13 protein-coding genes are annotated in these 13014 nt (G+C 41.8%); 8 read left to right on the forward strand and 5 right to left on the reverse strand.

The window, feature by feature from the left end:
* Positions 1–2 precede the first annotated feature (2 nt).
* The 4 genes from ACFPMF_RS27745 to ACFPMF_RS27760 are packed head-to-tail and all read right to left on the reverse strand — an operon-like array spanning position 3 to position 2942.
* Complete coding sequence (locus ACFPMF_RS27745) at positions 3–1067, reverse strand: 4Fe-4S dicluster domain-containing protein (protein ID WP_379851394.1); 1065 nt, start codon at positions 1065–1067, stop codon at positions 3–5.
* Entirely contained in the window at positions 1064–1642 is a 579-nt protein-coding gene (locus ACFPMF_RS27750) for a hypothetical protein (protein WP_379851396.1), read from the reverse strand. The genes ACFPMF_RS27745 and ACFPMF_RS27750 overlap by 4 nt, the downstream gene beginning before the upstream one ends.
* Positions 1639–2712 (reverse strand): hypothetical protein, encoded by a 1074-nt coding sequence (locus ACFPMF_RS27755; RefSeq protein WP_379851398.1) that lies wholly within the window; start codon positions 2710–2712, stop codon positions 1639–1641. The genes ACFPMF_RS27750 and ACFPMF_RS27755 overlap by 4 nt, the downstream gene beginning before the upstream one ends.
* The gene (locus ACFPMF_RS27760) at positions 2712–2942 is read right to left on the reverse strand and encodes a helix-turn-helix domain-containing protein (protein WP_379851400.1); all 231 of its coding nucleotides are present in this window, start codon (positions 2940–2942) and stop codon (positions 2712–2714) included. The genes ACFPMF_RS27755 and ACFPMF_RS27760 overlap by 1 nt, the downstream gene beginning before the upstream one ends.
* Positions 2943–3143: 201 nt before the next feature.
* Between ACFPMF_RS27760 and ACFPMF_RS27765 the strand changes: the two genes are divergently transcribed.
* Positions 3144–3794 carry an AAA family ATPase gene (locus ACFPMF_RS27765; RefSeq protein WP_379851402.1) on the forward strand — a complete coding sequence of 217 codons (651 nt, stop codon included), beginning with the start codon at positions 3144–3146 and terminating at the stop codon, positions 3792–3794.
* A 5-nt stretch (positions 3795–3799) separates the two neighbouring features.
* On the forward strand, positions 3800–4123 hold the full coding sequence (locus ACFPMF_RS27770) for a hypothetical protein (protein WP_379851404.1): 324 nt from the start codon (positions 3800–3802) through the stop codon (positions 4121–4123).
* A 45-nt stretch (positions 4124–4168) separates the two neighbouring features.
* Here the strand turns inward: ACFPMF_RS27770 and ACFPMF_RS27775 are convergent, their stop codons facing one another.
* Positions 4169–5257, reverse strand: coding sequence for a replication initiation protein (locus tag ACFPMF_RS27775; RefSeq protein WP_379851406.1), 1089 nt, complete (start codon positions 5255–5257; stop codon positions 4169–4171).
* Between the two features lie 577 nt (positions 5258–5834).
* Between ACFPMF_RS27775 and ACFPMF_RS27780 the strand changes: the two genes are divergently transcribed.
* The 6 genes from ACFPMF_RS27780 to ACFPMF_RS27805 all read left to right on the forward strand — a co-directional run bounded on the left by ACFPMF_RS27780 (position 5835) and on the right by ACFPMF_RS27805 (position 12900).
* The gene (locus tag ACFPMF_RS27780) at positions 5835–6317 is read left to right on the forward strand and encodes a BfmA/BtgA family mobilization protein (RefSeq protein WP_379851408.1); all 483 of its coding nucleotides are present in this window, start codon (positions 5835–5837) and stop codon (positions 6315–6317) included.
* Entirely contained in the window at positions 6301–7251 is a 951-nt protein-coding gene (locus tag ACFPMF_RS27785) for a DUF5712 family protein (RefSeq protein WP_379851411.1), read from the forward strand. Before ACFPMF_RS27780 ends, ACFPMF_RS27785 begins: the two co-directional genes overlap by 17 nt.
* An 11-nt stretch (positions 7252–7262) precedes the next feature.
* Positions 7263–9038, forward strand: a complete 1776-nt coding sequence (locus tag ACFPMF_RS27790) for a type IV secretory system conjugative DNA transfer family protein (RefSeq protein ID WP_379851413.1) — start codon at positions 7263–7265, stop codon at positions 9036–9038.
* Positions 9039–10533: 1495 nt separating this feature from the next.
* Positions 10534–10800: a hypothetical protein gene (locus ACFPMF_RS27795; RefSeq protein ID WP_379851415.1), complete on the forward strand. Its 267-nt coding sequence runs from the start codon at positions 10534–10536 to the stop codon at positions 10798–10800.
* A 240-nt stretch (positions 10801–11040) separates the two neighbouring features.
* The gene (locus tag ACFPMF_RS27800; protein WP_379851417.1) at positions 11041–12123 is read left to right on the forward strand and encodes a DNA methyltransferase; all 1083 of its coding nucleotides are present in this window, start codon (positions 11041–11043) and stop codon (positions 12121–12123) included.
* Positions 12124–12126: 3 nt separating this feature from the next.
* Positions 12127–12900 carry a DNA-methyltransferase gene (locus ACFPMF_RS27805; RefSeq protein WP_379851419.1) on the forward strand — a complete coding sequence of 258 codons (774 nt, stop codon included), beginning with the start codon at positions 12127–12129 and terminating at the stop codon, positions 12898–12900.
* Positions 12901–13014: the final 114 nt, after the last annotated feature.

Below are 13014 nucleotides of genomic sequence, written 5' to 3' on the forward strand. Positions count from 1 at the left end.
TTTTATTTTATAGATCCATAATAGCTACTTTCAAACCAATAATCTAATTTTTCAAGCTCTGGTATAATTACTTTGGCTTCTTCTTTTATATCCTTTTTATCTTTGCTTAAAGTAAATATTCCTTTAATCTCATCAAAGTTTAAAGCTTTATTAAGAAGCATCATTATAATTAGAAAATGAAGTGAAAAAGTTTTTGTTTCAAAGCCAGTTACATCTTTTATATCTCCAAGCATCTCAAAGAAATCCGAACGCTTGTTTGGGTAACTGCCTACTATAACCATAGGTATTATACTTTTTCTATCAATATTATGACGCGAATGTAGTACTGCGATAGCGTCAAGTAAATAACGAGGAATATTAAGTGTATCACTTCCTACTAGGTCTATTGACGCAGCTATTATGTTCTCTCCTTGCTTACCTATCAGGTCTATACGAATATCATTATTGCCAATATTTTTGATTTTAGCGTTTATGCCCAAACAGAGTAAAACGTTTCTTGTAAAAAGATTTTCAAAGCTTTGATTTAAAGTCCTAATTCTTAATATTTCCTTGTAAATAGTTGTTAATCCGTCTTTAGGTATGTTTTCAGTTACAATCCTATTTTGGCTAACTCTCAGTTCATAAGTTGTGCTTAATTCAGCTAGTGAGTCTACTTCTGCGAACTTAACAATCTCAGAATCACCGTGTAAAATCTTAGCTTTTCTGCCAACCTCCAAACTAATAGCTCCATAAGGACATCGGTTAAAACATAAACCACAACCAAAACAGGTTTCAGGATCAATCACAGGGAAGCCAGTTGATTTGTCCTCGAAAATGGCGTTTACAGGACAAACCTTTGTTGAAGGATTTGCAGGCATACCATTTAGAACATTGGGTAAAATTTCACTCGTCTTAAATTCTTTGCATGGTGTATCAACACAATTTAAGCAAGTTGGAGAGATGGAAACGCCATCTACTTTTATTATACTACTACCCTTTAAATCCTGAATTATATGGAGACTTTTAACGCTTTTATCTATTAAACCTCTGCGTTTAGATTGACTACTTTCTAAAGAAAGCCGCTTCATATATATTTCCCTTTTAGATTTGTAATACGGCTTTTATTAAAAACTGTTGCTTCAAAGTCTCTCTCCCATAATGCAACAATCAAATCGTGTAAAGTTATTATTCCAATATTGAACCCGTAAGTGTATTTAACGTCATCGATAAGTTCATAAACTCCGCTACGTTCTTCTGGATATAGATACCCGATTGCCAAAGACGATGTTTCTAATGTGGTTGGGTAAAATTGTCTTGACAGAAGAATTACTTTGTTTTCTACAGCTTGCTGAACAGATTTTATATTGATATTCAGCACCTCAGTAGGAGATTTAATTTCTATAGGAATAGAGTATGATGCATCTTTTATAAAAGCGTCTACTCTATTACTTGTATCTCCATGATTGCCTTCTATCGCATTATAACCGAGCGACATTAAAACCTTGACAGTTAAAGGATAAAATGTTTTTTGGTCAGCAGTTATAAGATTTTGTTGAATAATCTGAAGTGCAGACGCTTTGCTGTTTGGTATTCCTCCTGTTAGAAGTTCATCCCATATTGTGGGAGCAACGTGACTTAAGGGATTGACGCTTAGCCTTTTCATGCCTTTAATTCATCGTATAGCGTAAAAGCAGCCTTATACAATTCTTGTGGCCCTTGTTGAATTGGTGAATACAATATGGTATTCGTGTCAAACACGCCGAGATTTTCTAAAACATTTTTACAAATTTCTTTTGCTCGTGTAATGACTTTTTTAACTTCTTCGTCTTCAATATTGAACCCTGCCCTTTTTAGGAAGGCATAATTAGACAGCAGGGTAAATGCTGCTTGTACTTTATAATCGTATTCACTAATGTCATTATATCTTATGTCCCTCAAAGAGCGTAATATGTCAAGCTTTGCCCTGCCATAATCTGTTAGCTGATAGCACCTTACTGCTTGGCCATATAAATTTCTGTTTAATACAGGTTTAGCCCATCCCGTGAACTGCAATGCTCCTAGAGGAAACCTTGTATAGTTCATTAATGTATTTGTTTTGATACCCGAAGAATGCATTAAATTCTGCATTCCTTCATCAACATTTTTAAGGCTGCCCCTTAGCGTATTAACTAAATTTATTTGACTTTTTAGAGCATCGTCTAGCGGCCTATCATTCATCAAAGTATGAATGCTTAATATAATCTCATCTCTGTACATTAAGCCGCCAAGCTGCTCCATCATGAACAGCAAAAAGTAAAAATATCTTAATTGGTTGCCACCTCTATTATTTACTAAGAAGTTTGGAAAGCATATGCCTATTAATCCTTCTTCTATTAATCCTTTTTCAATGTTTGGGTCGTTTTCTGAACAATCAACATAATAGCTTAAATCTGTCAATTTGAACTTGGTATTCATCTCAGCCGGTTCATACCATCCGAGCATTCTATAAAGCTCAGAATACATTTTATGCTGATTGTAAAGTGGATCGAGTGAGCGGTTTTGTCGCGTTGATCTTCTGATAGCTTCTTCCCCAATAGCCCCCGAAGAAGAAGCATGACCACTATGTATCATGGCATCTTTGCCATCATCATGAGTGAATACTTTGTCTTCTCCTATGCTTTTGTAGATCGTCCTTAATACTGCGGCAAATCTTCTTATATCTGAGCCAGGGTTAGGAAATCGCAGAACGCCCATTAATTTTCAGGGGGAACAAAATAGTTTACATCTTTTCCGTAGAGCTTGGCCAGGAGTATTAGCGTTATAAAGTCTATATACCTCTGACCATTCTCAATTTTAGAAATTTCACTTTGGCTGAGAATGCCAGTCTGAGCAACAGCATTTTGAGTAAGCCCCGCTTCCTCTCTTGCTTTGACTAACTTTTCAGTGATTTTAAAATGAAATTGCCTGTATTCTGAAAAATCCATCGTCGGTATCGGATTATTCCATATTGCAATATTTAAATACTTTACTCAGTATTCCATTTAGGAATATTTTGTATATCATGTTTTTAAACGGTTTTATATTAGTAGATTTACAGTGATCACTAGCTTTTGCACCTAAATACAGGTGCGATTTTGGGTGTTTTAATGCACTTGTGAAATTAACGTAGATGTTTAATAACCAACATGGTATTTACTATAGGAGGTATTAAAGGCGGTACAGGAAAGACAACTATATCAACTAATCTTGCTGTATGGTTATCGAAGAAGGGGGCAGATGTTTTATTAGTGGACGCTGATGAGCAAGAGAGCGCCAGCGATTTTACAGCCTGGCGTGAGGAGACTAAGAAAGGCCAGCTAGGATATACCCTTGTGCAGCTTAACGGCCCAACCGTTCGCCGACAAATCGAACAATTACGGCCTAAGTATGATCACATTGTTATTGATACTGGAGGACGCGACACGGCCAGCCAACGAGCTGCACTTTTTGTGTCTGATGTGTATTTGATTCCATTCGCTCCCCGTAGCTACGAGATTTGGACGCTCTCTAAAGTGCAAGCCTTGCTGAGCGAGATTCAGGGAAGCCGATCCATGCCACTACAGGTTTATTCTTTTCTAAACAAAGCAGACACACGCGGAGCCGACAATAATGAAGCAACGGAGGTTTTAAAGGATAACGAAGAATTAAATTTTGTTGATTACCCTATTATCAACCGCAAAGCTTTTGCAACAGCAGCCAGCAAAGGGTTATCAGTCTTTGAAATGATGCCTACTGATGAAAAGGCTGTTTTTGAAGTAGAAGCATTATTTACTCATGTTACAGGCATTAAAAAATAACTGTTATGGCCGTATCAGGACCCCCAAAGAAGACAGCCGTTGCCATCCCTTCTGAGCAGCAAACAAGTAAAGAGCAGGAAAAGAAAATAGAGCAAATCATAAACAGAGGTAGTTCAACTGTCGGTAAAGCACAGCTGCCAGAGCCGGAGCAAATCAAGAACTTCAATATAAAGATCATGTCTAGCCAACTGGCAGAAGTTGACCAGTTACGAGCGAAACGACCACGTAAACCGACAAGTCCGAAGCTTGCAGTTTCACTTCAAGATTGGATACTCGAGGCTATAGAGGAGAAGATACAAAAAGAGAAAAAGAAGTATAATTTAGGTTAGTAATTGCACCTAATTATACACTAGTAATTAGGTGCAATTACTAACCTAAATATTTCCTATAGACTCTTGAATTTCAGACTTAAGGCGTTCCTGAATAGCCTTACCAATTCTAACAAATACGGCATTACAATATTTAGTTCGGTCATTAATCCGGTCGTCTGTATTTTCTTTTAGCTGCCAATCGTACACCAGCTTATTAGCCGCTTTGGTGCCTATATCTTCCAGATATAGGGCGATATTTTTATCTGTTATTTTCCAGGCCCGCAGGTTGGCCACTACCTGAGCCACCATCCTATTCTGTAGCCAGTACTCCGGTATTTTGCCGTCCTGCTTACGTTTAAGAATGAATTTAAAGCCGGTTATTTTTTTACGCCCTCTTGTCAGGCGTTCAGCTTCGTATACCGGCTCAAAGTTAAACGCCAAGTTCGTACTGGCCAATTCTTCTAACGGCTCAGTGATTGTACGGTTGATTAAGTCCCTTGTATCGGGGTACTTCATTTTAGCGTTTCCGTCTTTGTCTCGCTTGACCTTGCCCCGCTTGTCTTTCTCCTCGGAGCAGTCCATAAGTTGTCGGTACTGTTCAACCGTCGGACACCATACGCCCGTATCACGGAAGGCCGACAGGATTTCAAAGAAGCGCATCGAGTACCAGCTTTTGAGACCCATATAATTGTTAAGCTGATAGGTCGAATAGTGGGCGATCTGGACAAAATACGGCTCTAGTTGTGGGTTAAGCAGTACTGTAATAATTCCGTCTTTGTACCCTACAGCCCTTTCCTTTGTCGAGTCAAGTAGGTGCCGGGCGAACCATTCCGACCTATCTATGCTCTCAAATTCCCATATAGCGGCCAACAGTTCACGTAATGCCCCCTGAACTTCTTTGTAAGCTGTTTCCTTCGTTATACCGGCATCAGTGATAATATCAACGATACGAAACTGATAGTAAGGCCGCAGCTTGAAATCATCGTCCCGGATCTGGTCAATAACACGGGCCATGATCCGTTTAGCTGTAACGCTCATACGTCCCTGCCGGGCAAACGTTACATTCCAATGCTGTTTAACTAAGTCCTTATGTTTCGGCTCATAGGTCAGGCCGAGGGGTAACACTAACTGAGTGCTTCGCTTATCTTCCATCCTTACAAATCTTGTTTTGCCCCTTTTCGTCAGAATACAGGCCGAAAATAAAAATAAAAAACAGACTTGTAAATTATTTGCCTGAAAAATCGGGGGTATTTGTCGGTTTATTCTTCTGCTGAGTGGGGGTATTTGTCGGTTTATTCTTCTGCTGAGTGGGGGTATTTGTCGGTTTATTCGAAAGTACACCATATAGTAATTAACTATAATAGAAAATTTCCTACTACAATAGTTTTTCAGCCCGCCCTTTTTTCATTTAGGGCGTAAACGAGTCCAACCAAAAAATGCCAAAACAGAAAAGAACAAAAAAACAAAGCGGGGAGGGAGCTATAGCGGAGCGTTCTTTTTAGAAGCGAGCGGGAACAGTATTTTACGCTGCGCTATACTGTTCACCACTCGCCCGCAGGGCCATTAAGAAAATATAACTAACACTAAATCAATTAGTTAAAACACATTTGGATGTTTTTATTTTGTTAACTACCTTAGCATCAATTCCGATATAACCTGTATTTTTTACTAAAATCATTGACAATCAGTACTATTTATCTGTAAATGTGTCTTGAATGACCTTGATTCTATGGAAAAAGAGAAGATCAGAGACAAACAGGTCGCCCTTTCACCCGCCCTGTTTACCGAATTTGAACGGATGGCCGACGGCTACGGATTGACTAATAAAGGGCTCCTGGAAGCGATGATCCGCTTTTTCAAGGCTACCAAAGCTGATCCCCGCAACCCCAAAGCGGAACATCCCACCGAGGCCATTAAGGCTTTGGACAAGCGGCTGGTATCGTTTATCCGCCAGCAGGAGAAGGATATCCTCAAACCCATGAGTGACGAGATGACCCAGGTCGCCGATGAACTCTACGGCCTGAAGGATACGGTGAAGGAACTGCATAGTACGTTTGCCATGATGCTGCTGCGGCAACTGGGTACGGCCCTGCGGCCCGAGTTGGTCCGACCCGAATTTTTAACGGCCTGGGAGAACGACCAGGAGCGCCGACGCAAAGCCCGAGAAGCTCTGGACAACTTAAAAAAGAATCCGGGTGGTAGCCAAAGTTAGTGCCGGAAGTGGCGGCAGTTGCCGGGGCCTGGCCGAATACCTGGAGAAAGAACAGCCCGGCCAGTGGTTCGACCAAACCCGGCAGGATCTACCGGTCCGTCCGGTCATCGATGACCTGGACGGTAACAAGCGAAATCTAGGTAAGGAAGAAGCCAAGTTCTACCAGGTCGTGTTCAGTCCCAGTCAATCCGAGCTCCGGCATTTGGGCAACGATCCGAGCCAATTGCAAGCGTACACCCGGTCGATGATGGAAGCTTACGCGGGCCATTTTGGAAAGGGGATAGAGAGCCGGGATCTGGTCTGGTACGCCAAGATCGAGCACACCCGGCACTACAACCACAAGGACCGCCCGGTGCAGTTGGGAGACGTGCCGCGTGGCCAGGCCAAAGCGGGCGACCAGATGCACGTTCACGTGCTGGTCAGCCGCACGGAAAATCTGGCCCGCTACCAGGCGCGGAAGCAGAGCGGAGAAATCAGCCGAAAGAATCCGCTCAAACTCAGTCCGGTGACCAACCACCGGGGAACCCAGCGGGGAGCGGTGCAGGGGGGCTTTGACCGCAGCGCCTTTAAGACGCTGGCCGAGCAGGTCTACGATAGGCAATTTGGTTACCAAAGGCCCCTGACGGAAACATTTGCCTACGCCAATACGATGGCCCACGGTGACAAAGAAGACCGGGTGGATCTGCGGCACCGGGCCCGCCAGCAGCAGCAACAGGCGATTGAACGCGCGGCCAAACGCAAGCTGGAGCAAGCCCCCAGGGTGCAGCCTGAGCAAACGAAGCCCGTAGCCCCCAGCATTAAACCGGAGGTAGCGGCCCCGCGCATGGCGGCAGTTAATCCAACTGAGCAGGAGCGTGGGGAAAAGATCCGGAAACTATTGGAATTGGCCCAAAAACCGCCCGAGCCCCAAAAAAAGCGAGGGTTGAGACTTTAAAGTAAATCAGTATGTTCCATTCCATATTCGTCATCAGTTTTTTTAGTGATGTGCTGATTCCCGTCGGCGTGTGTATGCTGCTGGGCTTGGTCACCGCCATGTTGATGGGCGGGCTCCAGTGGATCGGACTGGGGGTGATCCTGCGGCCTGTGATTCGGCTGCTCTACCCCCGAGAGCGGGATTTGTATGAGCAGACTGTCCTGCTGAATTACCTGTGGTTTCGAATCGGGCTGGTGTACACGGTTTTTTACGGGCTGATCGAATCGGGCTTATTTGACTGGGTCTTCTGGGGGGCGGTCGCCTACGGGATTTATCGACTTTGGCGGTACATTCAGGGCAGGCAGTCCGCACCAGTAGAACCGGATGGGGAAGCCCTGCCCGGCTTCACGCTGGCCACCCAAAATGGACCGATTCAGGTAGCCAATCCGTACCGGGGCGTTTTCGTGGCTGGGGGAGCCGGAAGCGGCAAGAGTAAAAGCATCATTGAACCCATCATCCACCAGGCCGGAGCCCAGGGCATGGCCGGCATTGTGTATGACTTCAAGTTTCCCACCCTGGCGCAGGAAGTAGCTGGCAGTTACCAAGGTAGCCCGGTAACCCCTTATTTTATCAACTTCACCGATCTGAGCCGCAGCCACCGGATCAATCCCATTCGGGCCGAGCTGCTGACTTCTGCCAGTTTTGCCCGCGATGCCGCCGTGACGGTGCTGGCCAATCTGGACTACCAGGCCAGTCAGGCCCGCAGCTTCTGGATTCAATCGGCGGAAGTGCTGTTAACGGGGGCTATCTGGTATCTACGTCAGCGTCACCCTGAGCAGTGCAGCCTGCCCCATGCCGTGAGCCTACTGCTGGCCGGAAGTCCGACCGACTTGATCCGGACGCTGAGCCAGGATGAGCAAACGCGCGGGATCATTGCCTCGGTCAGCAGCGGAGCGGGTAGTGAAAATCAGCTGGCCGGAGTATTTGCCACGATCCAAAACTACCTATCGGTACTCAACAGCCCGGAAATCTTCTGGATACTCTCGGGGGATGATGTACCGCTCGATCTGAATAGCCCGGAAAAGCCCGGAATGTTGGTTCTGGGCAACGATCCCACCCTAAGTAGTACTTTCTCCCCTTTACTATCGCTCATCGTTTCTACAGCCCTGAAACGGATGAATCAGCGGGGACGCATTCCCAGTGTCGTCATTCTGGATGAAGCTCCGACGCTATTCATTCCCAACTTTCAGCAGATTCCAGCCACGGCCCGCGATAACAAAGTGGCCACCGTGTATGCGGTGCAGGATATCGCTCAGATGGAAGGCACGTTAGGGGCGTCGGTGGCTGAAATGATCATCAGCAACCTGTCCAACCAGTTTTTTGGGCGTACCACCAATCCTAAAACCGCCGAGCGGGTGAGCAAACTCTTTGGCAAGTATGATCAGGCCTTCGAAGGCCGCTCAATGAGCCACGGCGACCGGACCAGCTATGGCCGCAGCGAGAACGTGCAGCAGCGGGATCGGTTGGAAGCGTCGGTGGTTATGCGGTTTCAGCCCGGTGAGTTTGCCGGGTTAATTGCTGAAGGGAATGTAACGGAGTTTCGGCGTGTCTTTGTCGCGGATGAATCGAGGGCACAACCCATTCGCTCATTCACAGCAGTAAATACTAACGAATTACAGGCTAACTATCTAGCTGTTCAGGCGCAGGCCCAAGTCATTTTGCAAGTCAAGCATATGGATAACCCGGTTGATCAATCAACCCAGTCAATAACTCATCCAGATGGCTTAACGCTTGAAGATTTACTCTAAAATCAACCTTTACAGGAAGCACAAACCGTGAGGATTCAAGCATTAAAGGTGTTTGTAAATTAAAATAATCAGTATATTTGCGCAGTAGATACTGAGCCATTCTATGTAGGTAGATGGCTCAGTATCAAAAAGATGCGCGAACTTGATTACCTTAATTGATGTTCGAGACCACCGGTAAGGCCAAAGGAGCGTACCAAGTCCCAGATAAGCCTTAACGCATTGACGAACGTTGAAACAAATTGCAATTTTTGCAATTGTGACCAGCCGCGCTGGACTGAGTGAATTTTCTTTGTTTTCATTGCTTTCTATTTTAGTTAAAGTTTGCAAAAGGACTCTGTGGCGGGGTCCTTTTTGCATTTAACAAAGTAAGTAAAAAAAAGTGCAATTAATTTGCTATTAGCTATTTTTTTTGCGTAAGAGTTATTTTACCTACTCTATACAAGTATATACAATTAAATACAGGTATATGCACTCAAATGCGTACAGATGTTTCCCAGAAGTGCAACAAATGTTTACAAACGCTTACCAATTGTTAGCAAATACTTACCAAAAGTTAGCAAACGCTTACTGCATGGTATGAAAACGACTTGGCTCGTGAATTCCCTCTGTCAAAAACAAGTTTTAAGCAGAAATTTCGTCAGTCTATTACAATACGAGTATTGTAATAGATAGTGTAAAGTATCTTTTTATGTAAAAATTTATTTACATTTATCTATTTTTATGTAAATAAATTTTTACATAAAATACTTTAAATATCTTATATACAAAGAGTTACCTCTAGTATTCTTTAATGATAGGTTATTGTTAATGATAAAATTGAATCATAATTAGTTTTGTTTAAGTTCTGTTTTAAACAAAATCAAATTCCTTTATTATTTCTTTTTTCTTTCTTTTCTATTTCTTTTTCCTTTCTTTTCTATTTCTTTTTCCTTTTAGGTTTTTTTTATGCGCCTTTAAAGGTGCATAAACATCCCTTTAAAGGCACTTTTGTGTCCCTTATCTGTGTATTTTCTTATTTGGACTTACTATGCGACATTGATAGCATTATGTTTCATTATCTTGCTTTTATGTTTCGTTAAATTTACATTTTAGAAACAGAATATAAGTTGCGTTTTTAGGGTATTTAGGTTCATTTGTAAGGGTGCAATACCGGGATGAACCAGATCGCTTCCAAATATTGTACTGAATTGATGCCCCAAGCAAAGCAGGCATAGCAGTGAAGCTGGCAAGATTTCCGATGATGAAAGCTCCTAACTCTGATTGTCAAAGACATGATCGGATGAAATATATAGGCCCCTTGGGCACTAGTTGCCGAGCAAACCTTAGTAAAGCTAAATATCGATTACATTGATAATATGGCTCTAATTAGACGGTTGTAAGGGACTAGTTATAAGAAAGTTAAGCCACTCTGAAAAAAACAATCGAAGTATGGGCTAAAGAAGCGCTATTTGGCGCTATTACGGATCTAGTCATCTTTAATCAAAAACGTATTCGTATGAAATCTCCTGTTTATGAAGAATGGAGCCACAAATTAATAAAGAGTGGTCACGGGCCTAACACGTACTACCGGATTTTCAAAGGCACTGTAAATTGGGCAAAATCCCCTGGAGGGATGCTACGTGCAACCACAGTATTGATTCAGTATGGAGATGAACAAGATTGGAAGGCGGCATTTAAGGAAATTGCTTTTAACATGCCTGCTCATATTCTAGACAATGATCTGCCTGCTGTTTTGAAAGCCATAGACTCTTTAAATGAATAGGCCTTAAACCGGGAAAGTACAACGTTGGGCTGTTTGATAGGATTTAGCCCAACGTTGTACTTTCCCGTTATTGTTGCATAATGAATCTTATGTTATGAAAATAAACACAGAAAGCGACCATTCCGACATACAACCCCAAACCTAAAAAAATGCAACAGAATACAGACGAGTAATTAAATGATAGAGGTATAAAAAGCATCAATACGTTATTCCGATTTGGAATTTTTTAACTTTGCTGTAATGAAGCAGGTAAAACTATTTGAGAACAACGGCAGATGTTATTTCTACAAGAAAAACCGTAGAGATTACGAGCCAATAAGTGATATTGCCTTGAATGAACAGGCAAAAGCCGTGTTAGAGCGGTTCTATCATGATCGTCATAAATATAAGATTCCCAAGAGGTTAATTGATAAGTGGGATAAAGTGGCATTATTTAGCTCTACAGGTAATGTGCAGAAGGCCAGCGCATTATATATTGTTGATGAAGAGACAACTTTCGAGGTAGGAAACAAACTTAACGATCTCACTTCTAAAGAATGGCTTTCCGAGACAGTAACCGTATTCACGCAAAAAGGTCTTGGAGCGGGTAGTAAAGACGCACAAATAGAAAGGTTACACCCCGCCCCTTTCTCATTTCAAGATGTGGCCAAGCTTATTCGTTACTTCACAAAAGAGGGCGGAAAAGTACTTGATCCATTTGTTGGCGTAGGATCAACCTTGAAAGCTTGTGCATTCGAAGGACGAGAGGGTTATGGCATAGAACTTAATCCAAAGTACCATTCTCTTATACAGGAACGTATTAATATCGAAGTGCCTTTTGATCTTCCTTACAAAAATTTGCAACACGCTATAAATGCTGATTGTAGGGATGCTATTGATAGTTTCGACGATGAAATGTTTGATTTCATCATTACAAGCCCTCCCTATTGGAATATATTGGAAACTGTGGATCATAAGGTAAAGCAAAATAGAGTAGAGTTTGATCTTGATATAAAATACAGTACAGACGAAAAAGACTTAGGGAATATAGAAGGTTATGAGGAATTTTTAGAAATTCTTTCTGATATTTTCGATCGCTCTGCTAGAATTTTAAAATCAAGGAAATACTTATGTGTTATTGTTAGCGATTTTCGCAAGAAAGAAAAATACCATCTCTTTCATGCTGACATAGCGAGAGCAATAGAAAATAAGGGGAATTTTGCTCTTAAAGGCATTCGCATTTTACACCAAAAATTTAAGAGTATCTACCCTTACGGCTATCCATTCTCATTTGTTCCAAACGTTCACCATCAAAACGTCTTAATCTTTCAAAAGATTAAATAAAATATGGAAATCAATAAAATCCACTTAGGAGACTGTATAGAAATGGTGCAACGCCTAGATGATGAAAGCGTTGATTTAATTATTGCTGATCCACCTTATAATGTAGGTAAAGATTTTGGTAATGAAAGTGATAAATGGAAAAAAGTAAGCGAATATATCGCTTGGTCTAAATTATGGATTGATGCTTGTTTGCCAAAGTTGAAACCAACAGGCTCATTATTTGTGTATGGTATTCATCACTATCAATGCTATATACAATGTCATTTGTATGAGAGAGAACTCAAATATAGAAGGCAAATTATTTGGTTTTATGAAAATGGATTTTCTGGATATAAGAACACATTAGCCGCTAATTATGAGCCGCTACTGTGGTTCTCAAAATCTGATATTTACACATACCATACAATTAGAGAACCTTATAAAAGCATTGAACGTCTTAAAAATCAAATAATAAAAAACGGCAAAGTATGGACTCCTAATCCAGAAGGAAAGCAAGCCGGAGATGTTTGGAATATACCTGTACTTGCAGGGAAAAGGTTTGAGAATGAGAAAGTTGCTCATCCAACACAGAAACCCCTTGCTATCTGTGATAGACTAGTGAAACACTTCTCAAATCCTGGTAATTTAATCTTAATACCTTTTGCTGGCTCTGGTAGCGAGTGTGTAAGCGCAGTAGCCAACAAACGCGACTTTATTGCTTTTGAAATAAATCCGCAATTTATTGAGGTAGCCAATAAAAGACTAGAAAGTGTGCAAGCTGAACTTTTTATTTTATAGATCCATAATAGCTACTTTCAAACCAATAATCTAATTTTTCAAGCTCTGGTATAATTACTTTGGCTTCTTCTTTTATATCCTTTTTATCTTTGCTTAAAGTAAATATTCCTTTAA

It is taken from the genome of Larkinella bovis (assembly GCF_042655385.1).
GTDB classification, from domain to species: Bacteria; Bacteroidota; Bacteroidia; order Cytophagales; family Spirosomataceae; genus Larkinella; species Larkinella bovis.